Origin of the sequence: Agromyces subbeticus DSM 16689, assembly GCF_000421565.1 — a bacterium.
GTDB classification, from domain to species: domain Bacteria; phylum Actinomycetota; class Actinomycetes; order Actinomycetales; family Microbacteriaceae; genus Agromyces; species Agromyces subbeticus.
Window position 1 is genome coordinate 105,645 of sequence record NZ_ATXG01000013.1, and the last position, 26,359, is coordinate 132,003.

Annotated in this window: 24 protein-coding genes; 12 read left to right on the plus strand and 12 right to left on the minus strand. The window is 70.0% G+C overall.

Annotation, left to right across the window (positions count from 1 at the left end; all coding sequences use genetic code 11):
* Positions 1-123 precede the first annotated feature (123 nt).
* The 4 genes from H521_RS0116130 to H521_RS0116145 all read left to right on the plus strand — a co-directional run bounded on the left by H521_RS0116130 (position 124) and on the right by H521_RS0116145 (position 4,218).
* Positions 124-1,107: a Gfo/Idh/MocA family protein gene (locus tag H521_RS0116130; RefSeq protein WP_022894054.1), complete on the plus strand. Its 984-nt coding sequence runs from the start codon at positions 124-126 to the stop codon at positions 1,105-1,107.
* Between the two features lie 66 nt (positions 1,108-1,173).
* The gene (locus H521_RS23870) at positions 1,174-2,682 is read left to right on the plus strand and encodes a D-alanyl-D-alanine carboxypeptidase/D-alanyl-D-alanine-endopeptidase (protein ID WP_022894055.1); all 1,509 of its coding nucleotides are present in this window, start codon (positions 1,174-1,176) and stop codon (positions 2,680-2,682) included.
* A gap of 139 nt (positions 2,683-2,821) precedes the next feature.
* The gene (locus H521_RS0116140) at positions 2,822-3,424 is read left to right on the plus strand and encodes an isochorismatase family protein (RefSeq protein ID WP_026482376.1); all 603 of its coding nucleotides are present in this window, start codon (positions 2,822-2,824) and stop codon (positions 3,422-3,424) included.
* 14 nt (positions 3,425-3,438) lie between these two features.
* The gene (locus tag H521_RS0116145; RefSeq protein WP_022894057.1) at positions 3,439-4,218 is read left to right on the plus strand and encodes an alpha/beta fold hydrolase; all 780 of its coding nucleotides are present in this window, start codon (positions 3,439-3,441) and stop codon (positions 4,216-4,218) included.
* A 57-nt stretch (positions 4,219-4,275) separates the two neighbouring features.
* Here H521_RS0116145 and H521_RS0116150 read toward each other — a convergent pair whose 3' ends face one another.
* A complete protein-coding gene (locus tag H521_RS0116150) occupies positions 4,276-5,478 on the minus strand; it encodes a metallophosphoesterase family protein (protein WP_022894058.1) in 1,203 nt (400 codons plus the stop codon).
* Positions 5,479-5,820: 342 nt separating this feature from the next.
* Here H521_RS0116150 and H521_RS0116160 point away from each other — a divergent pair, with 342 nt between their 5' ends.
* Positions 5,821-6,747, plus strand: coding sequence for a type IV toxin-antitoxin system AbiEi family antitoxin domain-containing protein (locus H521_RS0116160; protein ID WP_169514008.1), 927 nt, complete (start codon positions 5,821-5,823; stop codon positions 6,745-6,747).
* 95 nt (positions 6,748-6,842) lie between these two features.
* Here H521_RS0116160 and hpaD read toward each other — a convergent pair whose 3' ends face one another.
* The 6 genes from hpaD to hpaH all read right to left on the minus strand — a co-directional run bounded on the left by hpaD (position 6,843) and on the right by hpaH (position 13,524).
* On the minus strand, positions 6,843-7,985 hold the full coding sequence (hpaD, locus tag H521_RS0116165; protein WP_022894061.1) for a 3,4-dihydroxyphenylacetate 2,3-dioxygenase: 1,143 nt from the start codon (positions 7,983-7,985) through the stop codon (positions 6,843-6,845).
* 59 nt (positions 7,986-8,044) lie between these two features.
* Positions 8,045-9,547: a 5-carboxymethyl-2-hydroxymuconate semialdehyde dehydrogenase gene (gene hpaE / locus H521_RS0116170; protein ID WP_022894062.1), complete on the minus strand. Its 1,503-nt coding sequence runs from the start codon at positions 9,545-9,547 to the stop codon at positions 8,045-8,047.
* On the minus strand, positions 9,544-10,272 hold the full coding sequence (locus H521_RS23875; protein WP_022894063.1) for a GntR family transcriptional regulator: 729 nt from the start codon (positions 10,270-10,272) through the stop codon (positions 9,544-9,546). Before H521_RS23875 ends, hpaE begins: the two co-directional genes overlap by 4 nt.
* On the minus strand, positions 10,269-11,810 hold the full coding sequence (locus H521_RS0116180; protein WP_022894064.1) for a fumarylacetoacetate hydrolase family protein: 1,542 nt from the start codon (positions 11,808-11,810) through the stop codon (positions 10,269-10,271). The genes H521_RS23875 and H521_RS0116180 overlap by 4 nt, the downstream gene beginning before the upstream one ends.
* 134 nt (positions 11,811-11,944) lie before the next feature.
* Positions 11,945-12,754: an aldolase/citrate lyase family protein gene (locus H521_RS0116185; protein WP_026482378.1), complete on the minus strand. Its 810-nt coding sequence runs from the start codon at positions 12,752-12,754 to the stop codon at positions 11,945-11,947.
* On the minus strand, positions 12,739-13,524 hold the full coding sequence (hpaH, locus tag H521_RS0116190; RefSeq protein ID WP_026482379.1) for a 2-oxo-hept-4-ene-1,7-dioate hydratase: 786 nt from the start codon (positions 13,522-13,524) through the stop codon (positions 12,739-12,741). Before hpaH ends, H521_RS0116185 begins: the two co-directional genes overlap by 16 nt.
* A 114-nt stretch (positions 13,525-13,638) precedes the next feature.
* On the opposite strand from hpaH, the gene H521_RS0116195 reads away from it, so the two are divergent.
* The 4 genes from H521_RS0116195 (at position 13,639) to H521_RS0116210 (ending at position 17,723) form a co-directional block, all read left to right on the plus strand.
* Positions 13,639-13,947: a hypothetical protein gene (locus H521_RS0116195; protein WP_026482380.1), complete on the plus strand. Its 309-nt coding sequence runs from the start codon at positions 13,639-13,641 to the stop codon at positions 13,945-13,947.
* Between the two features lie 163 nt (positions 13,948-14,110).
* A complete protein-coding gene (locus tag H521_RS0116200) occupies positions 14,111-15,541 on the plus strand; it encodes a glyceraldehyde-3-phosphate dehydrogenase (protein WP_245561011.1) in 1,431 nt (476 codons plus the stop codon).
* A gap of 84 nt (positions 15,542-15,625) precedes the next feature.
* Positions 15,626-16,801: a thiolase family protein gene (locus tag H521_RS0116205; protein ID WP_022894069.1), complete on the plus strand. Its 1,176-nt coding sequence runs from the start codon at positions 15,626-15,628 to the stop codon at positions 16,799-16,801.
* Positions 16,802-16,934: 133 nt separating this feature from the next.
* Entirely contained in the window at positions 16,935-17,723 is a 789-nt protein-coding gene (locus tag H521_RS0116210; protein WP_022894070.1) for an SDR family NAD(P)-dependent oxidoreductase, read from the plus strand.
* A gap of 108 nt (positions 17,724-17,831) precedes the next feature.
* Here H521_RS0116210 and H521_RS0116215 read toward each other — a convergent pair whose 3' ends face one another.
* The 3 genes from H521_RS0116215 to H521_RS0116225 all read right to left on the minus strand — a co-directional run bounded on the left by H521_RS0116215 (position 17,832) and on the right by H521_RS0116225 (position 20,665).
* Positions 17,832-18,806 carry a permease prefix domain 1-containing protein gene (locus H521_RS0116215; protein WP_022894071.1) on the minus strand — a complete coding sequence of 325 codons (975 nt, stop codon included), beginning with the start codon at positions 18,804-18,806 and terminating at the stop codon, positions 17,832-17,834.
* Positions 18,803-19,144 carry a PadR family transcriptional regulator gene (locus H521_RS0116220; RefSeq protein WP_022894072.1) on the minus strand — a complete coding sequence of 114 codons (342 nt, stop codon included), beginning with the start codon at positions 19,142-19,144 and terminating at the stop codon, positions 18,803-18,805. The genes H521_RS0116215 and H521_RS0116220 overlap by 4 nt, the downstream gene beginning before the upstream one ends.
* A gap of 78 nt (positions 19,145-19,222) precedes the next feature.
* Positions 19,223-20,665, minus strand: a complete 1,443-nt coding sequence (locus H521_RS0116225) for an XRE family transcriptional regulator (RefSeq protein ID WP_022894073.1) — start codon at positions 20,663-20,665, stop codon at positions 19,223-19,225.
* Positions 20,666-20,794: 129 nt separating this feature from the next.
* Here H521_RS0116225 and H521_RS0116230 point away from each other — a divergent pair, with 129 nt between their 5' ends.
* On the plus strand, positions 20,795-22,657 hold the full coding sequence (locus tag H521_RS0116230; protein WP_026482382.1) for a phosphoenolpyruvate carboxykinase (GTP): 1,863 nt from the start codon (positions 20,795-20,797) through the stop codon (positions 22,655-22,657).
* Positions 22,658-22,788: 131 nt separating this feature from the next.
* A complete protein-coding gene (locus tag H521_RS0116235) occupies positions 22,789-23,160 on the plus strand; it encodes a DUF1622 domain-containing protein (RefSeq protein ID WP_022894075.1) in 372 nt (123 codons plus the stop codon).
* Between the two features lie 27 nt (positions 23,161-23,187).
* Here H521_RS0116235 and H521_RS0116240 read toward each other — a convergent pair whose 3' ends face one another.
* A complete protein-coding gene (locus H521_RS0116240; protein WP_022894076.1) occupies positions 23,188-25,065 on the minus strand; it encodes an ABC transporter ATP-binding protein in 1,878 nt (625 codons plus the stop codon).
* A gap of 79 nt (positions 25,066-25,144) precedes the next feature.
* Positions 25,145-25,372, minus strand: coding sequence for a hypothetical protein (locus H521_RS0116245; protein WP_022894077.1), 228 nt, complete (start codon positions 25,370-25,372; stop codon positions 25,145-25,147).
* A gap of 104 nt (positions 25,373-25,476) precedes the next feature.
* Here H521_RS0116245 and H521_RS23880 point away from each other — a divergent pair, with 104 nt between their 5' ends.
* Positions 25,477-26,250, plus strand: coding sequence for a sirohydrochlorin chelatase (locus tag H521_RS23880; protein ID WP_022894078.1), 774 nt, complete (start codon positions 25,477-25,479; stop codon positions 26,248-26,250).
* The last annotated feature ends 109 nt before the right edge of the window (positions 26,251-26,359 follow it).

A 26,359-nucleotide genomic window follows, 5' to 3' on the forward strand; every position in this document is an offset into this window, starting at 1 on the left:
GAAACATCGGCGCCAGATCACGCTAGAGCGATCGCGCGCCGGCCGCAGCTCCCCGAACAGGGGCGTTCGAGGCACTCCACGTTCAGGTCGAGCCAGTGGCAACGGCGCAATAGGCTGTCGGTCATGACCGAACGACTGCGCTGGGGCATCCTCGCGACCGGGGGCATCGCCCACGCCTTCACCAACGACCTGAAGCTCAACGGATTCACGGTGCAGGCGGTCGGCTCGCGCTCGCAAGATGGCGCCGATGCGTTCGCCGCCGAGTTCGACATCCCGAACGCGCACGGCAGCTACGAGTCGCTCGTGGCCGACCCCGAAGTGGATGTCATCTACGTCTCCACGCCGCACCCGATGCACGCCGCGAACGCGACGCTCGTGCTCGAGGCCGGCAAGCACGTGCTCGTCGAGAAGGCGTTCACGGTCAACGCCCGTGAGGCACGCGCGGTGGCCGAGCTCGCGGCATCCAAGGGCCTGCTCGTGCTCGAGGCGATGTGGACCAGGTACCTGCCGCATATGGCGCGCATTCGCGAGATCATCGCGGCGGGCACCATCGGCGAGGTTCGCACGCTCATCGCCGATCACACCCAGCTGCTCTCCGACGACCCGGCGCACCGCATCAACGCGCTCGAACTCGGTGGCGGTGCGCTGCTCGACCTCGGCATCTACCCGATCTCGTTCGCGTGGGATCTCTTCGGCAAGCCAGGCACCATCCAGGCGTCGGCGACGTTCAAGCAGACCGGCGCCGACGCGCAGCTCGCCACGATCTTCGGCTACGAGGGCGCGCGCATGGCCGTGACGCTCTCGGCGAGCGACACCAAGGGGCCGAACAACGCGGTGGTGCTCGGCACCGAGGCGCGCATCGAGATCGATCACGTCTGGTACACACCGACGACGTTCCGCGTGATCGCCGCCGACGGAACTCAGCTCGAGGAGTTCCACTCCGAGGTCACCGGGCGGGGCATGCACTTCCAGGCCGCAGCGGTCGAGCGGCTCGTCGCCGCGGGCACGCACTCGGGCGACCTGCTGACGATCGACGACACGATCGGCATCATGGAGACGCTCGATGAGATCCGCCGGCAGATCGGGCTGGTCTACCCGGGCGAATAGCCCGATCAGCGCCGCTTCAGGCGCATGGTCAGGTTCTCTGGAGGATGGCGCGCGTAGGCTTTCGGGGTGACCGACGAGACGGATGCCGCGGGGGAGACCCCCGACCTCGGCGACCCCTCGACCGGCACTCCGCCCGAGTCACCCACCGCGACCGGCGGCCTGCTGAGTCGCATCTCCGCTTTCGCACGCACCCATCGCCTGCCGATGACGATCGCGGGCGGCGTGCTGGCGTTCGCCCTGCTCGGCGGGGGCGCCGTCGCCGTGGGGGCTGCGAGCAACGGCGGCGAGGCGGCATCCGCCCTGCCGACCGAGACACCGACTCCGACGCCCACCGCCGACCCCGGCCGGCCCTTGCCAGCCGCGGCGTCCGCGGTCAGCCGCCTGCGCACCTGCTCGGTCGCCGATCGTGCGGGCGACGGCCGACTCGCCAATCTGCAAGCGCAGGTGATGAACGCGGCCACCGGCGAGGTGCTGTACGACCGCGGCGGCACGACCCCGTCGCGCACCGCGAGCGTCATGAAGGTGCTGACCTCGGCCGCCGCGCTCTCGGTGCTCGGCCCCGACTACCGCACTCCGACGACCGTCGTGAAGGGCGCCGAGCCCGGCTCGGCCGTGCTCGTCGGCGGCGGCGACGTCACGCTCTCGCGCACGCCGAGCGGCACCGAGACGGTGTACCCGGGCGCCGCCCACCTCGACGACCTCGCCGCTCAGGTCGAGGCGGCGTGGGCGGCAGACCCCGCAAACCCGCCGCTCACCAAGCTCATCCTCGACGCGAGCTACTTCGCCGGCGACGAGTGGGAGCCGAGCTGGAACCTCAAAGAGCGCGAAGACGGCTACATGTCCAACATCGCAGCCCTCATGGTCGACGGCGATCGCGACAACCCCGGCTCGAACACCTCGTGGCGCGGCGGCGACCCGGTGGCCCGCGCCGGCGACGCGTTCGCGAGCGAACTCGGCGGCATCGACGTGATCGAGCGGGGCACGGCTCCGGCCGGCGCGCAGCAGCTCGGACAGGTGCACTCGCCCACCGTCGCGCAGCTCGTCGACAAGGCGCTCGTCGTCTCCGACAACACCGCGGCCGAGATGCTCGCCCGCCTCGTCGCGATCGAGACCGGGGCGGGCAACACCTTCGGCGCGATCAACGCGGGCGTGCTGCAGGGCCTCGCCGCCTACGGCGTCGACACGGCGGGCATCACCGTCGTCGACGGCTCGGGGCTCTCCGACAACAACGCCGTGCCGCCCTCGTACCTCACCCGCCTGTTCGTGAAGGTCAACGCTCGCGAGGGCGACCTCGGCGTGCTCATGGACGGCCTGCCGGTCTCGGGCGAGCGCGGGTCGCTCGGCTACGACGACCGGTTCTCGGGCGACAACTCGGCCGCCGACGGTGCCGTCTCGGCGAAGACCGGCTGGATCGACACCGGCTACACGCTCTCGGGTGTCGTACGCGCGCAAGACGGTTCCACCCTGACGTTCGCGATCTACGCCCTCGGCGACGTCACCGACGAGGCGAAACAGGCGATCGACACGCTCACCACCGGCTTCTACCTCTGCGGCGACAACCTGTCGAACCAGTGACCGGCGCCGGTGCCCGTGCCGGCGCCCGCGCTGAACCCGCCTTCGCCGAGGGCTGAACCGCTGTGCCCGAGCGCCAGACGCTGAAAGAATGGAAGCGACGGCCGAACCGGGCCGCGATCGACGTGCGAAGGAGCAAGCCATGACCCGGGCCCTGTTCATCATCGACGTGCAGAACGACTTCACCGAGGGCGGTGCACTCGGCGTCGAGGGCGGTGCCGCGGTCGCCGCCGGCATCACCGAGCTGCTGGAACGCCACCGGGGTGAATACGACCTCGTCGTGGCATCCCGAGACTGGCATTCGGGTGACGACGACAACGGCGGCCACTTCGCGGTCGATGCCGAGCCCGACTTCGTCGAGACGTGGCCGGAGCACTGCGTCGCCGGCACGCCGGGCGCCGAATACCACCCAGACCTCGACACCTCGAGCGTCGACGTGCACATCCGCAAGGGTCAGGGCGTACCGGCCTACTCGATCTTCGAGGGCACGGATGACTCGGGCGCGAGCATGGCCGAACTGCTCGTCTCGCACGGCATCACCGACGTCGACCTCGTGGGCATCGCCACCGACTACTGCGTGCGCGCCAGCACCCTCGACGCGGTCGAACACGGTCAGCACGTGCGAGTCTTCACCGATCTGGTGGCCGGCGTCGCCGCCGAGACGTCAGAGGCCGCGCTCGCCGAACTCGGCCACGCCGGCGCCGTCATCACCGAATCGACCGTGCTCGACGAGGCCGCGCAGTGAGGCCCGCCGGCGCCGTGGACGCTCCGACGCCGACGCTCTACGCCGAATCGCCCGACGGGGTGCTCATCGGCTATCGCGTGCACGAGAACTCGGGCGGCGACCCGTCGGGCGACGCGCTGCCGCCCGTGCTGCTCGTGCACGGGTTCGCCTCGAACGCCGCCGTCACGTGGGAGGGCACCGGCTGGGTGGCGGCGCTCGGCGATGCGCAGCGATCGACGATCACCCTCGATCTGCGCGGCCACGGTGAGAGCGACAAGCCCGTCGACGCCGATTCCTACACGCCTGCGACGCTCGGCGCCGATCTGATCGCCGTGCTCGACTCCGCCGGTGTCGACGTGGTCGATCTCGTCGGCTACTCGATGGGCAACCGAGTGATCTCCGCATTCGCCGCGCTCGCGCCCGAGCGTGTGCGACGCGTCGTCGTCGGTGGCGCCGGCCCGAACGAGCTCTTCGCCTCGTGGAACCTCGACGACGCCCGCGCCGTGCTGCTGCGGGGCGAATCGTCGAGCGATCCGGTCATCGAGCAGGTGTTGCGCCCCGCGATCGCCGCCGGTGCCGATCGGGAGGCGCTCCTCGCCGTGATCGAGGGGGTCTCCGGCGCGCCGCTCGCGATCCCCGCCGGCATCCCGGTGCTGTTCGTCGCCGGCGAGAACGATCCCGTGCCCGCCGGCGTGCAGCAGCTCGCCCGCGAGCGGGGCGCCGACTTCGTGTCGATCCCGGGCCGCGACCACGTGTCGACGCTCACCGCGCGCGCCTTCAAGAACGCCGCGATCGAGTTCCTGGCCGCGGACTGACGCGAGGCGGCGGCGCCGGTTCGCCCCGCTGCCCCGCGTCGTGAGCCGATTCGAACGTCAGATCGCGGCCTGCTTCGGCGCCAGCGGCGTCGGCTGCATCGGCTGGTCGTTCGCCGTCAGGTCGATGCCGAGGTCGCGTGCGTAGACCACGCGGGTGGCGATGTCGACCTCCTCGCCGGCCTGCGTGAGCTCGAAGACGCGCCCGCCGCGCATGCGGTTCCGCTCGGCGCCCGAGAGCCCGTAGGCACCGAAGCCCGTGCCGGGCGCATAGCCGAGCAGCACGCCGTAGTAGTTGCCGACGTAGTCGTTGACGTGGTCGTGCCCGACGAACACGCCCTTGACGTCGCCGCGCTCGAGGATCGCGTTGTACATGCCCGAGTTGAAGGGACCGGGGCACTCGTCTTCATTGCGCTCGCCGACGATGGCGTGACGGGTGCGTCCGCGCGCGGCATCCGCTTCGGTGCGGGTGTCGACGCCGCCCCACCACATGAAGCGGTGCTCCCAGAGCGCGATGTGGACGAACATGAGGCCCGGCACCTTGCGCTTGAACTTCTTCTCGAGTCGCTGCGACTCCGAGCGGTACCACGAGACCTGGTCCATGCGCAGCCAGTCCCAAGTCGGGTAGCCGTCGAAGTTCTGGCCGTCGATGTCGCCCGGCGCGTACCGGCCGGAGTCGAGCAGCCAGAGGCTGAAGGCGGTGTCGTTGCCGCGGCCGGCCGAGCGGATCGGCACGATCGTGTTGCCGGTGCCCGTGACTCCCGCGATGTTCTCGGCGTTCATGTTGAAGTCGTAGCTGCGGTAGAAGTCGAGCATCATCGCCTCGTCGACCCCCGACTGCGGCAGCGAGTCCTCGTCGTGGTTGCCGTACGTGACGGCCCACGGGATGCCGCGGCTCTCCATCGGCCAGACGACGTTGTTGATCGCCTGCTTCACCGCGAGGCGGGTCTCGCAGCCGCCGGTGATGACGTCGCCGTTGATGAGCACGAAGTCGGGCGCCTCGGCGTCGAGCGTCTTCTCGATGAGCTCGACGGTGCGCCGGTCGGTCAGCTCGTCGTCCTGCGTGTCGTTGAACTGCACGACCTTGAACGTGCCGTCGTCGCGGAAGCGCAGCTTCGGCGCCTTCGGCTTCGGCTGACCGGTGGCCTGCATCTCGCCGCCCGCCTCTTCGGCGTGCGCGACCGTCGGCAGCGCCGCGCCGAGCACGCCGAGCCCTCCGGCGGTGAGGATGGTTCGGCGGCTGAACGGTGTCTTCTCCGGCATCGTGCGTTCTCCTGTTCGTCGGTGGCGGCGCGACGGCGCGCCGCCACCGACGGTAGGGAGTCCGGATGACTCGGGGGAGACGAGCAGGTGAACGAGCCGCGCGCCCGGTTGCTGCGCCGCGCGCCGGCGCAGGCAACCGCTCAAAACTCCGGATCCGAGCCGCGACTCGCCGGCTCGTGCACCCGTGCGTCGGCGTGTCGCGAACCTCCTCCGGAGTTCCGCACGCAGAGCGCCGTGACGCCGCGTCGCGACTCGCCCTCAACAGCGCGGCCGATCGCACGAACCCGACATCGCGAGTCGAGTCGCACGGGGACGCGGTCGTACGCCGCCATGATCTGGGCCATGACAGATGCTCGAACGGTCGTCCGCGCGCACGGCGGCGTGTGCACGACGGCGCAACTGCTCGCGTCTGGCATCAGCCGGCGGTCGATCACGGCGGCGGTCGATCACGGCGGCATCGAGTGCCCTCGCCGAGGGGTGTTCGTGGAGCGGGATGCGCCGCCGGCCGCGAAGCGGGCCGTCCGTGTCGGCGGCCGTCTCGCCTGCGTGTCGGCGGCGCGATTGCACGGGCTGCGGGTGCTCAACGAGCCCGGCGAGCTGCACGTGCACGTCGGGGCGCACGCGACACGCCTGCGCGATCCCGACGCACGATTCACACCCTTGCACTCGGGCGACACCCGAGTGAGGCTGCACTGGGAACGGCTCGGCCCCGCGTCCGGCCTCATGGTGCCACTCGAGGCGTGCCTCGCGGAGATGCTCGCGTGCACGCCCGAGATCGATGCGCTGGTGGCGCTCGACTCGGCCCGGGAGCGCGTCGAATGGAGGCCCGAACGGCCGCAGCTTCTCGACGATCATGCATTCGATCGACTTCTCGATCGGCTACCGGCCTCGCTCCAACGTGTCGCCGAGCGTTCGTGCACGAGCAGCCAGGCGGTCGCCGAGACTGTTGCGCGTGAACGCTTCCGAGTGGGCGGGATCCCGGCGAAGCCTCAAGCGGCTCTGCCCGGCGGATTCTGGGCCGACTTCCTCATCGGCGAGCGGCTGATCTTCGAGGTCGATGGCGAGGGGCCGCACACGGCGCCCGGCGCGTTCGATCGTGATCGAGGCCGGTGGGCGTGGGTGAAGGCGATCGGATACGCCCATGTCTCGTTCAGCCACCGGCAAGTACTGCATGACTGGGAATCCGTTGAGTCGGTCGTGCGCATGCTCATGGCACGCGGGGCTCATCTCGCGCCTGCGGCTGTGCGCTCCTCCGGATTCGCAGGGTGACTCGCCGCCCCGGGAGGGGTCACGGACGGCGAGTCGCGCAGTCGATCCGGCGTTGCGTAGCGCTGAGTTCCAGTGCGCTGCCAGAGGGCACCCGCCTACAGCGTGTTGCCGAGCTTGAAGCCGTGCGCCTCGTCGTCTTTGCGGGTGTACGAGAATCCGTCGGCGCCGATCGTGACCTCCATCTCGGAGTCCTCGGTGCGGGCGACCACGGGCTGGAGCTCGCCGTCGAGATCGAGCACCGGCGAGGCATCCGTGTACCAGCTCGGCACGACGGGGTTGCCCCACCAGTCGCGTCGCTGGTTGTCGTGCACATCCCACGTGACGACGGGATTGTCGGGGTCGCCCGTGTAGTAGTCCTGCGTGTAGATCTCGATGCGGTGGCCGTCGGGGTCGCGCAGATACAGGTAGAACGCGTTCGAGACGCCGTGCCGGCCGGGGCCGCGCTCGATGGCGTCGCTGCGGCGAAGAGCCCCGAGCTTGTCGCAGATCGCGATGATGTTGTGCTTCTCGTGGGTCGCGAAGGCGACGTGGTGCATGCGGGGGCCGTCGCCGCCGGTCATGGCGGTGTCGTGCACCGTGGGCTTCCGGCGCATCCACGCGGCGTACGTGGTTCCGTGCTCGTCTTGGATGTCCTCCGTCACGCGGAAGCCGAGGTCTTCCATGTAGGCGACGGCGCGCGGCACGTCGGGCGTGACCTGGTTGAAGTGGTCGAGGCGCACGAGCGCGCCCGGCGTGTAGAGGTCGTAGCGCCACGAGAGCCGCTCGACGTGCGCGACGTCGTAGAAGAACTCGTACGGGAAGCCCAGCGGGTCTTCGACGCGCACGGAGTCGCCGATGCCCGTCGTGAAGCCCTCGGCACGGCGCTCGACGCGGCAGCCGAGCTCTTCGTAGAACGCAACGGCGAGGTCGAGGTCGTGCGGGCTGCGCACCCGGTACGCGAAGGCGGCGACTGCGGCGACCGGGCCTTTGCGCAGCACCAGGTTGTGGTGGATGAACTCCTCGAAGGAACGCAGGTAGACGGTGTTCTCGTCTTCCTCGGTGACGATGAGGTCGAGCACGTCGACGTAGAAGGCACGCGAGGCGGCCAGGTCGGTGACGACGAGCTCCATGTACGCGCAGCGCAGGATGTCGGGGGCGGGCGCCACCGGCGTCGGGATGCGGTTCAAGGGAGCGGGAATCGGGTCGTCGGCGGTGACGACGGGTTCGGGCGAATCGCGGGAGATGATGGGGTCGGTCATGATCGTGCCTTCTCTTCGTTGAGCGGATGCCGCGGGGTGGCGGGTCTCGATACGCTTCGCTACTCGACCGGCGAGGCGCCGAAGCGCGGCGAGTGCGCCTCGTTGAGCGTGATGTGCACGGCCTGCTGGTCGGTGTAGAAGTCGATCGAGCGGTAGCCGCCCTCGTGCCCGAGACCCGAGGCCTTGACGCCGCCGAACGGGGTGCGCAGGTCGCGCACGTTGTTCGAGTTGAGCCACACCATGCCGGCCTCGACCGACTGCGCGAAGTTGTGCGCGCGCTTCAGGTTGTTGGTCCAGATGTAGGCGGCGAGCCCGTAGCGCGTGTTGTTCGCGAGCTCGAGCGCCTCCTCGTCGGTGTCGAACGGCGTGATGGCGACGACGGGGCCGAAAATCTCCTCCTGGAAGATCCGGGCGTCAGGTGCGACATCCGCGAACACCGTGGGCGCGACGTAATTGCCCTGCTCGAGGCCCTCGGGCCGGCCGCCGCCGGCGACGAGGCGCGCCTCGGCCTTGCCGATCTCGACGTATCTCATGACCTTGTCGTAGTGCTCGGGGTGCACGAGCGCGCCGACCTCGGTCGCGGGATCGTGGGGGTCGCCGACCACGATGCTTCGAGCGCGCTCGGCGTAGCGGGCGACGAAGTCGTCGTAGATCGAGCGCTCCACCAGGATGCGCGACCCGGCGGTGCAGCGCTCGCCGTTCAGCGAGAACACGCCGAAGACGGTCGCGTCGAGGGCGGCGTCGAGGTCGGCGTCGGCGAAGACGACGGCGGGCGACTTGCCGCCGAGCTCCATCGAGAGGCCCTTCAGGAACGGCGCGGCGTTGCCGAAGATGATCTGGCCGGTGCGGCTCTCGCCCGTGAAGGAGATGAGCGGTACGTCGGGGTGCTTGACGAGCGCGTCGCCCGCCTCTTCGCCGAGGCCGTTGACGAGGTTGAAGACGCCGTTGGGCACGCCCGCCTCGCGGAAGATCTCGGCCCAGAGCGACGCCGAGAGCGGCGTGAACTCGGCGGGTTTCAGCACGACGGTGTTGCCGGTCGCGAGGGCAGGGGCGAGCTTCCACGATTCGAGCATGAACGGGGTGTTCCACGGCGTGATGAGGCCGGCGACGCCGATCGGCTTGCGGTTCACGTAGTTCACCTGCCGGCCGGGCACCTTGTAGGTGTCGTCGCGCTGGGCGACGATCAGGTCGGCGAAGAAGCGGAAGTTCTCGGCGGCGCGCTGCGCCTGACCGAGCGCCTGCGTGATCGGCAACCCGGTGTCGAAGGTCTCGAGCTCGGCGAGCCGGGCGTCGCGCGACTCGACGAGGTCGGCGACCCGGTGCAGCACGCGCGAGCGCTGGCGGGGGAGCATGCGCGGCCAGGGGCCGTCGGTGAAGGCACGGCGCGCGGCGGCGACGGCGAGGTCGATGTCGGCCTGCTGGCCCGCGGCGGCCTGCACGTACGTCTCGTTCGAGACGGGGTCGAGCACGTCGAACGTCTCGCCGCCGACGGAGTCGACGAACTCGCCGTCGATGAAGTGGCGGATGCGGTCGGGCAGGCCCTCGGGAACGTAGTGCGTCATGGGGTTTCCTCGTTGCTGGTGGCGGCCAAGACCGGGGCCGCAGCGGATGCCGCGGCATCCGTCTCGCTCGAGGCCTTCTGCGCCGACTGGTAGGCGAGCACGGCGTCGAGCGTCGCCGTGCGGTGCATGCGTGCGGCGAGCTCGATCTCGAGCGGAGCGGCACCCCGCTCGATGAGCGAGACGATGCGCTCGTGCTCATCGACGGACTCGTGCGCCCGGCGCGGCACGAAGCTGAACGACGAATCGCGCAGCACCTGCATGCGGCGCCAGCCGCGGTGCACGAGGTCGAGCAGGTGCGGGTTCGGGCACTCCTCGAAGAGCACGGCGTGGAACTCGAGGTTCAGTTCGGTGAAGCGGTGCGGGTCGAACTCGTCGAGCGTGCGCCGCATGCGTTCGTTGATCTCGCGCGCTCGCCGAAGGTGGTCGGCGGTCAGGTGCGGCGCCGACAGCGACGTCGCGGCGCCCTCGACGATCGAGAGCGTCTGCATGGTGTGCAGGTACTCGGTCTCGTTGATGAGCGCGACCTGCGCCCCGACATTGCGCTCGAAGGTCACGAGGCCCTCGGCCTCGAGCCGCCTGATCGCCTCGCGCACGGGCACGACGCTCACGTCGAGCTCGCGCGCGATCGAGCCGAGCACGAGGCGATACCCGGGCACGTAGCGGCCGCCGTCGATTCGTTCGCGCAAGAAGCGGTACGCCAGCTGCGACTTGCTCTCGACGCTCATCGTGCGCCGCCCTCGGCGCGGTAGGTCGCGAGCCACTCGGCGTTCATGGGGAACAAGCCGTCGACGGATGCCCCGGCCGCCACCTGCTCGGCGACCCACGCCTCCTGTCGCTCCTGCTCGACCGCCTCGGCGACGACCTCTTCGACGAGCTGCGGCGGAATGACGATGACGCCGTCGCCGTCGCCCACGATGACGTCGCCCGGCTGCACCGCCGCGCCGCCGCAGGCGATCGTGACGTCGACCTCCCACGGCACGTGCTTGCGGCCGAGCACGCTCGGGTGCGGGCCTTGCGAGAACACCGGGATCTCGAACCCGGCGACGGCGTCGAAGTCGCGCACTCCGCCATCGGTGACGATGCCGGCGGCGCCGCGCACCTGGGCGCGCAGGGCGAGCACGTCGCCGACGGTGCCGGTGCCGCGCTCGCCGCGGGCGTCGATGACGAGCACCTCGCCGGGGGCGACGGTGTCGAACGCGAGCTTCTGCGCGTTGAAGCCGCCGCCGTGGCTCTGGAACAGATCGGGCCGGAACGGGATGAAGCGCAGGGTCTTCGCGACACCGACGATGCGGTCGCCCGCGTGGTTGGCGTGCACGCCCTCGATGAAGATGTCGTGGTAGCCGCGCTTGCGGAGCGCGACCGAGAGCGTCGCGACGGCGACCGCGCCGATCGCGGCCTTCAGCTCGTCGGTGAGCACGAACTCGTCGCTCCTTGAGCCTGTCGAAGGGAGCTCGCCTGATGCGCCCGCCGCGACAGGCTCAGTGAGCGAGCCGGGTGTCGAAGCACGCCCCGTTGCGACGGCGGTGGCGAGCTCCTCCTCGGAGCCCCACGCCTCGACGCGCTGGAGTTCGTCGACCGCGGGTTTCGCACCGAAGTCGGCGAACGCTGCGTTGCCGGCCGTCACGGTGGTCACGAGCCGGCGACTGCTCGGCGCGCCCGGCGCATCCGGCGCATCGACCTCGACCTCGACGACATCGCCCGGCACGACGACCGATGAGCCCGCGGGCGTGCCCGTGAGAATCACGTCGCCGGTCTCGAGGGTCAGGTGCTGCGAGAGGTCGGCGACGAGCCGGCCGAAGGAGAAGAGCAGGGTGTCGCTCGTGTCGTCTTGCACGAGGGCCCCGTTGACCCAGGTGCGCACGCGCAGACCGTCCGGCGTGACCGAAGTTGCCGGGATCAGCCGTGGACCGAGCGGCGTGAACCCGTCGCCACCCTTCGACCGCAGGTTCGAGCCCTTGTCGGCGGAGCGCAGGTCGTAGAGGCCGAAGTCGTTGGCAGCGGTGACGGATGCCACGTGGCCCCAGCCCTCGTCGGGGGAGACGCGTCGTGCCGGCTCGCCGATGACGATGGCGATCTCGCCCTCGAAGGCGAGCAACTCGGTGCCGGCTGGGCGCTCGATCGTGCCGCCGGTCGCTGCGATCGACGACGCCGGTTTCAGGAAGTAGCTCGGCTGGGTCGGTGTACGACCCCGTTGAGCCGCACGGGACGGGTAGTTGAGGTGCACGGCGATGATCTTGCCGGGTGCGGGAATGCCGTCGGTCATCGACGTCGTCGTCTCTGCATATTTGAAATAATATACGATCGCTGAGTTCGTGTCGAGTGGTGTTGTCGAGTGGGCGACCTCGGCGAGAACTCGCCGCTACCCTTTGCCAGGGTCGCCCACTCGATCGCGGGTTGTCAGTAGCTCTCGGTGGGGGCGGCGGCATTCACTGCGCCGAAGCGATCGGCGAGCGCCTCGGTGGCGCGGGCGAGCAGCGCGACATCGGCGCCGACGAGCACGAACGCCGCGCCGGCCGCTGCGTAGCGGTCGGCCGCAGCCGGAGCGAAGGCGTTGACGCCGGCGGGCTTGCCCGCGGCTCGTGCGGCGTCGATCGAGCGCAGCACGCCCGCGACGACGTCGGGGTGCTCCTGCTGGCCGATGAGCCCCATCGAGGCGGCGAGGTCGGCCGGACCGATGAGGATGCCGTCGACCCCGTCGACCGCGGCGATCCGCTCGACCTGGGCGAGCGCGGCCGCCGACTCGATCTGCACGAAGAGCGACACGGTCGACGACGCCTCGGTGAGGTAGTTCTCGACCCGGTTCCAGCGCGATGCGCGAGCGAGCGCGCTGCCGACCCCGCGAATGCCGTGCGGCGGATAGCGCACCGCGCGAACCATCGCCTCGGCGTGCTCGACCGAGTCGACCATCGGGATGAGCAGGTTCTGCACCCCGATGTCGAGGTACTGCTTGATCACGACCGGGTCGCCGAACGGCGGTCGCACGAGCGGCGCGACGGGGTAGGCGGCGACGGCCTGCAGCTGCGCGAGGATCGTCTCGAGGCTGTTCGGCGAGTGTTCGGCGTCGATGAGCACGACGTCGAGGCCGCTGCCGGCCACGATCTCGGCGTTGACGGCGCTGCCCGAGCACACCCATGCCCCGAACTGCGTGCGATCGGATGCCGCGATCCGCGCGCCGAGCGTCGGCGGCAGGGTCATTCGAATCGGCATGTGACGGCTCCCAGGTCTCGGTAGTCGGCGTGCACGGTGTCGCCGCGCTCGACCCACATCGGACGGGTGAACGAACCCGCGAGGATGATCTGGCCCGCCTCGAGCGACTGGTCGTGCTGGGCGAGCTTGTTCGCGAGCCAGGCGACGCCCAGCGCCGGGTGTCCGAGCACCGCTGCGGCGACGCCCGACTCCTCGATCGTCTGGTTGCGGGAGAGCAGGGCCGAGACCCAGCGCAGGTCGACCTCGTCGACCTTCACGGGCCGGCCGCCGAGCACCATCGCGCCCATCGCGGCGTTGTCGCTGATCGTGTCGACGATCGTGCGGCCCGTCATCTCGATGTGCGAGTTGAGGATCTCGAGAGCCGGCACGACGTAGGCCGTGGCGTCGAGCACGTCGAAGATCGTGACATCCGGCCCTTGGAGCGGCTTCTCGAGCACGAAGGCGAGTTCGACCTCGACGCGCACGTTCGAGAAGCGGTCGAACTCGACGGATGCCCCGGAGTCGATCACCATGTCATCGAAGATGACGCCGTAGTCGGGCTCGGTGATTCCGGTCGCGACCTGCATGACCTTCGAGGTGAGGCCGATCTTGCGGCCGATGATGCGCCGCCCGGCGGCGGCGCGGCGCTCGGCCCACAGGTGCTGCACGGCGTAGGCGTCGTCGACGGTCATGTCGGGATTCCGGGCCGTGAGCAGCGGCACGATCGTGCGATCGCGGTCGGCCGCGACGAGTTCGTCGGCGATCTCTGCGATGCGTGCTGGTTCGAGCAAGCGCGGCTCCACTTCGTTGTCAGGACTCGCTGCGATCGTATACGACACCGGTTCGCCACCGGTGTCGAAGCCGGTCATGAGCGGTTGCCGCGGCGCGCACGGCAGAATGGGCGGGTGAAGACGATCCAGTTGCGCCGATACACCCTTGTCGATGGTCAGTACGATGCGTTCGTCGAGTGGTGGCAGCGCTGGATGCCCGGCGTGCGACCAGCGGCCGGGTTCGCGATCGAGTTCGCCTACGGCCTGCGCGAATCGAACGAGTTCGTCTGGGCGGTGAGCGCACCCGGTGATCGCGACGAGTTCACGCGTCTCGAGCAGGCGTACCTCGCCTCGCCCGAGCGCGCCGCGGCCTTCGACGGGGTGCCGCAGCGGGTCGCGAGCTCCGACATCGGGTTCGTCGACGACGTGCCGCCGGCCGGCTGAACGCGGGCTCAGCCGAACACCGTAGAATTCACGGCATCCCCTGAAGATTTGACGTGGTCGACGCTGCCCACCTGCACGCGCTCGACCGAGAAGGAAGACCGTGAGCAACGAGTTCGACGCCCGCCGCACCGAATGGATCGCCAAAGAGGAGCTCGCCGAGCGGATGATCCCGCTCATCGGCGGCCTCTACCGAGATCACGGGGTGGTGACCTCGATCCATGGGCGACGGCTCATCAACCGATCAGCGATCGCGCTGCTCAAGGCGCATCGCTTCGCGCGGCAGGCGGGTGAGGTCGAACTCGACCTCGCCGACACCATGCGCGTGCTCGAAGTGCTGCGCGACATCGCGCCCGGCCCGGCATCCGTCGACGTCGCCCGGCTCGTGGCGCGCTACGCCGACGCCGTCGGCGAGGGCGATGCCCGCGAGCTCGCCGACTTCGTGCGCGACGAGTTGGCGCCGGTCATCGCCGCCGAGGGCGAGCCCGAGGCATCCGGCACCGATGTCGTGCTCTACGGCTTCGGCCGCATCGGACGCCTGCTCGCCCGCATCCTCATCTCGCATGCCGGCAACGGAAAGGGGCTGAGGTTGCGCGCGATCGTCGTGCGCAAGGGGTCCGACAACGATCTCGTCAAGCGCGCGAGCCTCTTGCGCCGTGACTCGGTGCACGGCCCCTTCGCCGGCACGATCGAGGTCGACGAGGTCGCGAACACGATCCTCGCCAACGGCACCCTGATCCAGGTGATCTACTCGAATGACCCCGCGTCGATCGACTACTCGGCCTATGGCATCGACGACGCCATCGTCGTCGACAACACCGGCCGCTGGCGCGACGAGGCCGGGTTGTCGCAGCACCTGCAGTCGAAGGGCGTCTCCCGGGTGCTGCTGACCGCTCCCGGCAAGGGCGCGATCAAGAACATCGTGCACGGCATCAACCACGACGACATCGCCGAGACCGACACGATCCTCTCAGCCGCCTCGTGCACGACGAACGCCATCACGCCCGTGCTGAAGGCGATCGACGACGCCTACGGCGTCGTGCGCGGCCACGTCGAGACGGTGCACTCGTTCACGAACGACCAGAACCTGATCGACAACTTCCACTCGGGCGACCGGCGTGGGCGCTCGGCAGCTCTCAACATGGTCATCACCGAGACCGGGGCCGCGAAGGCCGTCGCGAAGGCGCTGCCCTCGTTCGCCGGCAAGCTCACCGGCAGCGCCATCCGCGTGCCGACGCCCGACGTCTCGCTCGCGATCCTGAACCTGCAGCTCGAGCGGCCCGCATCGAAGCAGCAGCTGAACCGCTACCTGCGCCAGGTCTCGCTCACCTCGCCGCTGCGCCAGCAGGTCGACTACATCGAGTCGCCCGAGGTGGTCTCCACCGACTTCGTCGGCTCGAACCGGGCCGGCATCGTCGACGGGCTCGCGACGATCGCCGACGGCACCGACGCGATCGTCTACGTCTGGTACGACAACGAATACGGCTACTCGTGCCAGGTCGTGCGCGTCATCGAGGCGATGGCGGGCAGCCACCCCGTCGTGCTGCCCGAGCGGCAGCCCGTCGTGCTCGAGCGCGAGGTCGTCGCCGCAGTCTGACTCACCGTCGGGTGGCATCGAGCGGATGCCCCGGCGCAGGCGGATGCCCGGGCATCCCTCGGGAGACCGTCGTAGGCTGGGAGCATGAGCACCGAAGCCGTCATCGTCGACGTCGTCCGCACGCCCGTGGGCCGGGGAAAGCCCGGAGGCATCCTCTCCGAGGTGCACCCCGTCGACCTGCTCGCGGGTGTGCTCGACACGCTTGTGAACCGCAACGACCTCGACCCCGCTCTCATCGACGACGTCATCGGCGGGTGCGTCAGCCAGATCGGCGAGCAGAGCTACAACATCACCCGCAACGCCGTGCTGGCGGCCGGATTCCCCGAGAGCGTGCCGGGCACGACGATCGACCGCCAGTGCGGCTCGAGTCAGCAGGCAGCGACCTTCGCCGCGCAAGCGGTGCTCGCGGGCCAGGCCGACATCGTGATCGCCTGCGGCGTCGAGTCGATGAGCCGCGTGCGGCTCGGATCGAGCACCTCCGGCGCCGATCCCTACGGCAGCCGCATCCGCACGCGCTACCCCGACGGCCTCGTGAACCAGGGCGTCTCGGCCGAGCTCATCGCGGCGAAGTGGGGTTTCTCGCGCGCCGAGCTCGACGACTTCGCGGCGCACTCGCACACTCTCGCCGCCGTCGCCCAATCGACCGGCGCGTTCGCGAGCGAGGTCGTGCCCGTGCCCGGCGTCGACACGCTCACCGACGAGACGGTGCGGCCCGCGACATCCGTCGATTCGCTCGCCGGCCTCAACCCGGCATTCCGCACCGACGAACTCGCCGAGCGATTTCCCGAGATCGAGTGGCGCATCACCCCCGGCAACTCCTCGCCGCTCACCGACGGCGCCTCGGCCGCCCTCATCATGAGCGCCGAACGTGCCGAGCAACTGGGGCTGACCCCGCGGGCGCGATTCCGGGCGTTCTCGGTGGTCGGCAGCGATCCGCTGTACATGCTCACCGGCGTCATTCCGGTGACGGCGAAGGTGCTCGAGCGCGCCGGGCTCCGCCACGACGACATCGATGCCTACGAGGTCAACGAGGCGTTCGCGTCGGTGCCGCTCGCATGGCTGCGCGAGACCGGCGCGGATGCCGCGAAGCTGAACCCTCGCGGCGGCGCGATCGCCCTCGGCCACGCGCTCGGTTCATCGGGCACGCGGCTGCTCACGACGCTCGTCAACCAGCTCGAGGCCTCGGGCGGCCGTTACGGGCTGCAGACGATGTGCGAGGGCGGCGGCATGGCGAACGCCACGATCATCGAGCGCATCTAAGGCGCGTCGACGGTCGGCATGCTTGACGCTGCGCGCTGCTGAGAGGGCGAAGACACGCGGTGCGGCGGCCGCCGGAGGGCGTGTCTTCGCCCGCTCACGACGAACGAACGGTACTCACGACAAGGGAGCAGACATGGAACTCGACGGCGTATCGGCGATCGTCACTGGTGGCGCATCCGGCCTCGGGCGCGCCACCGCTCGAGCACTCATCGACGGCGGGGCATCCGTCGTGCTCATCGACCTGCCCGGCCCGCGAGGCGAAGAGGCCGCGGCCGAGCTCGGCGAGCGTGCGCGGTTCGTCGCAGCGGATGTCGCAAGTGAGGCCGAGGTGCAGGCCGCCGTCCACGCGGCATCCGCCCTCGCACCGCTGCGGGTCGCCGTGAACTGCGCCGGCATCGTCACCGCGGGGCGCACGGTCGGCCGCGACGGCCCGGCCCCGCTCGAGGCGTTCGAGCGCACGATCCGGGTGAACCTCATCGGCACGTTCAACGTGACCCGCCTCGCCGCTGCGGCGATGGCCGCGAACGAGCCCGTGTCGGGAGGTGTCGCTGGCGGCCCGGCCACCGCCGAGCGCGGCGTCATCGTGAACACCGCGTCGGTCGCGGCGTTCGACGGTCAGATCGGCCAGGCCGCCTATTCGGCGTCGAAGGCCGCGGTCGCCGGCATGACCCTGCCCATCGCACGCGACTTGTCGAAGCTGCTCATCCGGGTCGTCACGATCGCGCCCGGCATCTTCGAGACGCCCATGATGGCCGGCATGGCCGACGACGTGCGGGCCTCGCTCGAGGCACAGGTGCCGCATCCGTCTCGGCTCGGCCACCCCGCCGAGTACGCCGCACTCGTGCGATCGATCATCGCGAACCCGATGCTCAACGGCGAGACGATCCGCCTCGACGGCGCGATCCGCATGCAGCCGAAGTAGTCGACTGCGAGCGTCGTCTGCGACGCACGGATGCCGCGTGGCCGCCCGATCAGGGGCTGGCACGCGGCATCCGTGGTCTTCGGGTCGATCGTGTCGTGCTTGTGCTCGTCAGGCCGTTGCCCGCGCTGCGCCACGCGCACGCACGGTCTTGATCACGCCGTCGATGACGTCCCACAGCGCACCGCCGATCGCGACCAGCACGACGATCGTCACGATGATCGGCGCGGAATCACCCCACGGCCACCGCATCGCCTCGAGCGCCGTCTCGTTGATGAGCTGCCCCGTGAGGAACAGCCACAGCGCCGGCAGGGTGAAGGCGATGTTCAGCACGAGGTTGCCGGCGGCGAGCCACCAGTTCCAACCCCAGGCGTAGATCGCGACGGCGAAGAGGATCTCGAGGCCGATCAGCCCGAGGAAGTAGGGCAGCCAGAACGACCACAGCGCGGGATCGAGGATCGGCACCGAGGCGAGCTCCGGCACCCACGGGACGCCGAACTGCTGCACGACGATCGCCGCGGCGAAGACGACAAGGAACACGACCGACGAGATGAGTTCGGCGAGGCGCGACGCCTTGCCGGGCTCGGGCAGTGCGGGCAGCATGTCGAGGGTCCAGGCCACGTCGATGCCCCGACGGCCGGCAGGCGCCGGCGTGCGTTCGAGGATCGCGAACACGAGCGTGGTCCAGAAGGCGATGTGCACCCCGACCGAGATGCCGACGCCGATGACCGCACCGATGATGCCGCCGACGGTGGCGCCCGTGACGGCCTGCGCGATCGCGATGCCGATGGCCGCGAAGGGCAGCACGGTGATGAGCAGGAGCTTCAGCAGACGCCACCACGCGAGGAAGTAGCGCGGCCCGATGAGGTGCAACGGCCGGTCGACGTAGTGCGCGGCGAGTGCCGCGGGGTCGCCGAGTTCGGTGAGCGCTGCTCGCTCGGCGTCGTCGGGCGACGCACCGGCCTCGATGAGCGCGTCGGTCGCGTCGCCGATGCGCTCGCGGAGCTCACGGTCGAACTCGGCGCGCTGCGCTTCGGGCAGGGTGCGGGCGGCGGCCCACATGTAGCGGTCGGTGAGGATGGTCATTTCTCGTCTCCGGTCGTGAGTCCGGCGAGCGCATCGTCGATGCGACGCCAATCGGTCATGAGGGCATCGGCGAGCTGCTCGCCGCTCGGGCTCGTTCGGTAGAACTTGCGGGGTCGCGCCTCGTCGGTGTTCCACTCGCTGGTCAGCAGGCCCTGCTTCTCGAGTCGCCGCAGCAGGGGATAGAGCGTGTTCGCGTCGACGAGGATGCCGAGCGTGTTCAGCGACTCGAGCAGCGCGTAGCCGTAGTCGGGGATGCGCAGGCGCACGAGGCACGCGAGCACGACGGTGCCGCGGCGGAGCTCCTGCAGGTGCCCAGCGGTCGTCTCTTCGGGGTTCATGTGTCACACGATACTGTGTGACACACACTAATGCAACCGAGACTTCATAGTGCTGCGGATGCCGTGGAATTGCGCGGGCTACTGCTCGGCGTGCGCCTCGAGGAACTGGTACACCGAGGAGTCATCGACGCCGGGGAAGGTGCCCGACGGCAGCGGCGAGAGCACGTGGGCGTGCAGGCGAGCGCTCGGCCACGCGCGCCCGGCCCAGCGTTCGGCGAGCTCCGATGGCGCGCGCCGGCAGCACGACTCGTCAGGGCAGGTCGACACCGCGCGCTGGGTGGTCTCGCGACCCCGGAACCACTTGGCCTGGTTGAACGGCACCCCGACCGAGATCGAGAACTCCGCGGCATCCGTTCGCCCGGTCTGCGTCGCGCACCAGAAGGTGCCGACCGAGGTGTCGGTGTACTGGTAGTTCTCGGTCGTGCGGTTGGTGTGCCGGAACGCGGTGCGCGCGCTCCACTTCTTGCACACCCACTGGCCCTCGATCGAGCCGGTGACATCGGTCGGCAGCGGCAGGCCGTCGTTCTCGTAGCCCTTCAGCAGTGCGCCGTCGCCCGCGACGCGCAAGAAGTGCAGGGTCATGTCGAGGTGCGTGGTCGCGAGGTTCGTGAACCGCAGGGCGGCAGCCTCGTGCGTGACGCCGAACGCGTCGCGGAAGTCCTCGATCGCGAGCCGCTTCTCCTTCTTCGCCGCCTGGAGGAAGGCGACGGATGCCTCGCGCGGCATCAGGCACGCGGCCGCGAAGTAGTTGATCTGCAGCCGCTGCCAGAGGAACTCGGCGTAGCTCGCCGGACGCTCGTGGCCGAGCAGTCGGTGCGCCACGGCCTGGAGGGCCATCGAGCGCAGCCCGTGCCCGCCGGGGATCGACGCCGGCGGCAGGTAGATGCGGCCGTTCGCGATGTCGGTGATCGAGCGAGTCGAATCGGGCAGGTCTTCGACGTAGATGAGCTGGAAGCCGAGACGCTCGGCCATGACGCTCACCTCGCGGTGCGTGAGGGCGCCCGAGCGGTGCCCCGAGGCGCGCACCTGGTCTTCGGCGAGTTGCTCGATGTCGTCGAGGTAGTTGTCGCGTTCGCGCATGAGCTCGCGCAACTCGGTGTTGGCGCGCCGGGCTTCTTCAGGGGTGGCGATGGCCTCGCTCGCGCGCCGCTGCAGCTCGCGGTGGAGTCCGACGATCGCCTCGAGCGATTCGTCGGTGATGCCGCGCCCCGGCTTGATGGCCGGCAAGCCGAGGCTCGCGTAGAGGGCGCTCGACTGCGCTCGGCCGAGCTCGAGCTCGAGGGCGGCCCTTCGGCTCGGGGCCTCGCGCGCGAGCAGGTCGGCCAGCTCGACGCCGAGCGCGGCGGCGAGCGCGTCGAGCGTGGAGAGCTTCGGTTCGCGCTTGCCGTTCTCGATGAGCGAGAGCTGGCTGCCGGCGAGCCCGATCGCCTCACCGAGCTGGTCGAGCGTGAGGCCGCGCTCGCCGCGGAAGTGACGGATGCGCTGGCCGAGGGTCGCGAGGTCTGGGGAGCCTGCCTTCATGGATTAAGAATAGCGAAAGATCACGAGTTCTTAACACCTCATTTGGTCGAACGGATGCTCCAATCGCGCGCATTCTTGAAGTACGAACCATTTCCGGCCACGGTCGGCACCACCTTGGAAGGGACGACGATGACCATCTCCGACTTCTCGATCGGCACCGAGGCATCCGACGCCACTCGCGCCTCGCGCGGCACCACTGACCCCGCCCTGCGCGCCTGGGTCGATGAGATCGCCGGGCTCACGAAGCCCGACGAGATCGTCTGGTGCGACGGATCACAGCACGAGGCCGACCTGCTGACGAAGCAGCTCGTGGCCGAGGGCAAGCTCATCAAGCTCAATCCCGAGTGGCGCCCGAACAGCTACCTCGCGCGCACCGATGCCCGCGATGTCGCTCGCGTCGAAGACCGCACATTCATCTGCTCGACCTACGAAGAGGATGCCGGTCCGACCAACAACTGGCGCGACCCCCGCGAGATGCGCGGCGAACTGCTCGACGTGTTCGACGGCTCCATGAAGGGCCGCACGATGTACGTCGTGCCGTTCTCGATGGGCCCGCTCGGCGGCCCCATCTCGCAGCTCGGCGTCGAGATCACCGACTCGCCCTACGTCGTGCTCAGCATGGGCATCATGACGCGCATGGGCGACGCCGTCTACCGCCTCATCGAGGCCGCTGAGCCGTGGGTTCGCACCGTGCACTCGGTGGGCTACCCGCTCATCGACGGCATCGGGCACCGCCGGGCCGAAGCCGACTGGCCCTGCAACGAGACGAAGTACATCGTGCAGTTCCCCGACTCGCGCGAGATCTGGTCGTACGGCTCGGGCTACGGCGGCAACGCCCTGCTCGCGAAGAAGTGCTTCGCGCTGCGCATCGCCTCGGTCATGGCCCGCGACGAGGGCTGGCTCGCCGAGCACATGCTGCTCATCAAGATCACTTCGCCCGCGGGCAAGGCGTACCACGTGGCCGCGGCGTTCCCGTCGGCGTGCGGCAAGACGAACCTCGCGATGCTGCGCCCGACGATTCCCGGCTGGAAGGTCGAGACCATCGGCGACGACATCGCGTGGATGCGCCCCGGCGAAGACGGCCGCCTCTACGCGATCAATCCCGAGGCGGGCTTCTTCGGCGTCGCTCCCGGCACCGGCGAGACCACCAACCCGACCGCCGTGCAGACGCTCTGGGGCAACACGATCTTCACGAACGTGGCACTGCGCCCCGACGGCGACATCTGGTGGGAGGGGCTCACCGACGAGGCTCCCGCCGAACTGACCGACTGGGAGGGCAAGCACTGGACGCCGGCCTCCGGCCGCCCCGCCGCGCACCCGAACTCGCGCTTCACGGTCGCCGCCGCGCAGTGCCCGCAGATCGCCGACGACTGGGATGCCCACGACGGCGTGCCGATCGACGCGATCCTGTTCGGTGGCCGGCGCGCCACCAACGTGCCGCTCGTGGCCGAAGCGCGCTCGTGGAAGCACGGCGTGTTCATGGGCGCGACGATCTCGTCGGAGCAGACCGCGGCGGCCGAGGGCACCGTCGGCGAGCTGCGACGCGACCCGTTCGCGATGCTGCCCTTCTGCGGCTACAACATGGCCGACTACTGGGGTCACTGGGTGAAGATGGGTCGCGTGCTCGGCACGAACGCGCCCAAGATCTTCCAGGTCAACTGGTTCCGCAAGGGCGCCGACGGCTCGTTCCTCTGGCCCGGATTCGGCGAGAACTCGCGCGTGCTCGAGTGGGTCGTCGGCCGCCTCGAGGGCTCGAGCGACGCCGTCGATTCGCCGATCGGCCTGCTCCCGGCCTCCGATTCGCTCGACCTCGACGGCCTCGAGATCGAGGATGCCGCGCTCGAGCAGCTCTTCGATGTCGACCGCGACTCGTGGCTGGCCGAGTGCGACCTCACCGAGGAGTACTTCGCCCAGTTCGGCGACCGGGTGCCCGCGGCGCTGCGGGCCGAGCTCGCGAGCCTGCGCTACCACTTGCAGCACCAGGGCGCGTAGCGGGCTGACGACGAAGCGCCCCACGAATTCCGCGGGGCGCTTCGTCGTGCGCCGGGATCGCGGCACGTCGCGCGCACCGCTGGTGCCTGCGGCGCTAGCGTGTGCCCGAAGGCAGTCGGCGAGGGGGTCTCATGGAGTTCGGCAGCATCATCGAAGCGGTCGGCGAGATCATCGACGTGCTGGGGGTCGCCGCGATCGTCATCGGCGTCGTCTACGCGGTGCTCGACGCCGCGCTGCGCGGGCTTCGCCGGGTGAGTCCCGTCTACACCCGGTTCCGGCGCGTGCTCGGTCGTGCCATCCTGCTCGGCCTCGAGCTGCTGGTCGCCGCGGACATCATCAAGACGGTCGCCGTCACGCCGACGCTCGACTCGGTCGCGGTGCTGGCCGTGATCGTGCTGATCAGAACCTTCCTGAGCTGGTCGCTCGAACTCGAGATCTCGGGCCGCTGGCCGTGGCAGAAGCGCGGTGCGCCTGTCGAGGCCGAGCCGTCGGCCGCCGAATAGTCGGTGCGGGCCGGCCTGCGCCGCCGCTCAGACGAGCAGCTGGTGCGCCGCCAGGTCGCGGTAGAGCGGCACCGCGGCGACGAGCTCGGCGTGCGTGCCCTCGCCGATGACCCGGCCCTCGTCGAGCACGATGATGCGGTCGGAGTCGATGACCGTCGAGAGCCGGTGCGCGATCACGATGAGCGTGCGGCCGGCCGAGACGGCGTCGATCGCTTCGCGCATCATGCGCTCGTTGACGCCGTCGAGTGACGACGTCGACTCGTCGAGCAGCAGCACCGGGGGAGCGGCCAGCAGTGCCCGGGCGATCGCCAGTCGCTGCCGTTCGCCGCCCGAGAGCATGATGCCGTCTTCGCCGACCGCGGCGTCGAGGCCCGCGGGGTCGCGGTCGAGCACGCTGCCGAGGTTCACCGCGCGCAGCACCTGCTCGCACGCGGCGTCGGTGGCGTCGGGGCTGCCGAGCTTGAGGTTGTCGCGCAGGCTGCCGGCGAGCACGGGTGCGTCCTGCTCGACGTAGCCGATCTGGGCCCGCAGCTCTGCGCGATCGAGCGAGCGCAGGTCGAGCCCGCCCATGCGCACCATGCCGACCGAGGGGTCGTAGAACCGCTCGATGAGCGCGAGGATCGTCGACTTGCCGGCGCCTGAGGGGCCGACGAGTGCGATGCGCTGCCCGCGCGGCACCTGGAACGAGACGCCGCGCAGCACCGGCTGCCGGTCGGTGACGTCGGGCTCGGGCAGGTGCTCGTCGTCCGAGTCATTGCCCGGGTCGGCGGGATCCGAGCGCGTCGTCGCGTAGGCGAAGTGCACGCCGTCGAACTCGATCGCTGCGGCGCCCGGAAGCACGGCGGCGTTGGCCTCGCCCACCATGAGCGCGAGCGGCGCGAGCTCGCGGTCGTGCGTGTCTTCGTCGGGCAGGTCGAGGATCTCCTGGATGCGGCCGAGGGCGCCGAGCGCCTGGTTCACCGAGGTGATCGCACCGAAGAACAAGCCGAGCGGCATGATCATCATGAACAGGAACAGGATGAACGCCACGAGGCTCGAGACCTCGATGGCGCCCGATGCCACCCGGAAGCCGCCGACGCCCAGTACCACGAGGAACGACACCTGCATCGCGATTCCGGCGACCGGCACGATGAGCGCCGAGATCTTCGCGACCTTCACGCCCATCTGCCACGCGCCCTCGGCCTCGGCCTCGACGTCGCGGATCTCGCGCTCGGTCGCGCCCGCTGCACGGATCGTGCGCACGGCGCTGATGGCGCGTTCGACGGATGCCGCGACGTCGCCGATCTTCTCCTGCGCCGCGTGCGACGCCTCGCGCACCCGGCGCGACAGCAGTGTCACCGTCGTGATGGCGACGGCGATCACGAGCACCGTCAGGCCGAGCAGCACGGGGTCGATGATGAGCATCGCGATGAGCGCCCCGACGAAGGTGACGGTGCCGCCGACCGCCTCGACGAGCCCCTGGGTGAGTACTGCGCGCAGCATCGTCGTGTCGCTGCCGACCCGCGAGACGAGGTCGCCGGTGCGCCGGGTGTCGAACTCGGCGATCGGCAGCCGCAGCAGCTTGCCGATGAGTCGCTTGCGGCTCGAGAGCACGACGCCTTCGCCGGTGCGCTGCAGCAGGTAGTGCTGGTACCCGGTGATGACGCCGCTGATCACGACGAGCGCGATGAGCGCCCAGACGATGCCGCCGAGCGGACCGCCTGCCTCGACGATCGAGATGACCTGGCTCACGAGCAACGGCTGGGCGAGGCTCGCGAGGGCGCCGATGACGCTCAGTACCGCCACGACGACGAGCACCGGCCGGTGCTCGAAGATGAAGGGCAGCAGTTGCCGGAACGTCGCGCGCGGCCCCGGTGGGGTCGCGCGCCGGCTGAAGGGGGAACGTCGGGTGTCGGTGTCGCTCATCTTCGCTTCCTGGTCGCACGGCGAGCGGATGCCGCATCCGCTCGGGTTCCGCGAGTCGCCGCATTGCAGCTTACGTGGCCTAGCTGCGCCCGTACTTCTTGTGCACCGCCTGCTTGGAGACCTCGAGGGCGAGGGCGATGAGCTGCCAACTCGAGCCCGCGGCGCGTGCGCGTCGCACGGCGATGGCCTCGGCGCGATCGAGATCGCGGGTGAGTTCGAGGCGAGCGCGATGCAGGTCTCGGAGCGCTCGGTAGGGGTCGTCGCCGTCGGCCGCCGCGATCGCGGTGCGGAGCGTGTGGTCATCCATGCCGTCAACGGTAGTTGACGATGCGCGGCGTGTCAATCGTGGTTGACACTCGACCCCGACATCGACGTTTGGCGGCGCGAGCCGGGGCACGGCACGATGGAGGCATGGACTTCACCGGGGCCGCGCTCGTCGGCATCTCGCATGGCACGGCGTCGGCTGACGGACAGGCAGCGGTGCGCGCGCTCGTCCATGCCGTCGAGGCGGCGGTCGAGGCGCGAGCCGGCACGCTCGCCACCGCAGCGCCCGCGACGGTGCGCCTCGGTCACGTCGACGTGCAACAGCCGGATGTCGCGGCGACACTCGGCGAGCTGCCCGACACGCTCCCGGCGGTCGTCGTTCCCCTGTTGCTCTCGGCGGGGTACCACGTGCACGTCGACCTGCGGCGGGAGATCGAGGCGATCCCCGAGCGATCGGTGCGGCTCGCTGCCGCTCTCGGTCCCGACGATCGGCTCGTCGAGGTGCTGCGCCGCCGGCTCGACGAGGCCGGCGCGACCGCCGACGACCTGATCGTGCTGGCCGTCGCAGGCTCGAGCGACGTGCGCGCCGTCGACGACTGCCACGACATGGGCGCGCGGCTCGCTGCGGCACTCGGGATGCCGGTGACGGTCGGTTTCCTCTCGGCGGCCGAACCACGGCTCGGCGACGCCGTCGCTTCGGTGCGGGAGAGCGGCGGTGGCCGCCGGGTCGTCGCGGCGAGCTATCTGCTGGCGCCGGGCTACTTCCAGGATCTCGCGGCGGCCGCGGGCGCCGGCCTCATCACCGAGCCGCTGCTCACCCCGCACGACACTCCGTCGCCGCTCGTCGAGATCGTGCTCGATCGCTACGCGGCGGGGGTGGTGGCGGCGGGTACCACCCCGGAGACGGACCAGGGAGCTTAGCGTCTCACGCGCCGGGAACTCTAGCGTCTCGCGTCGTCGGCGACGGAATGTGACGCCGTGTTGCCCGAGTTGACGTCGTGTGTCCTTCCTTGCCGTGATGTGACGACCG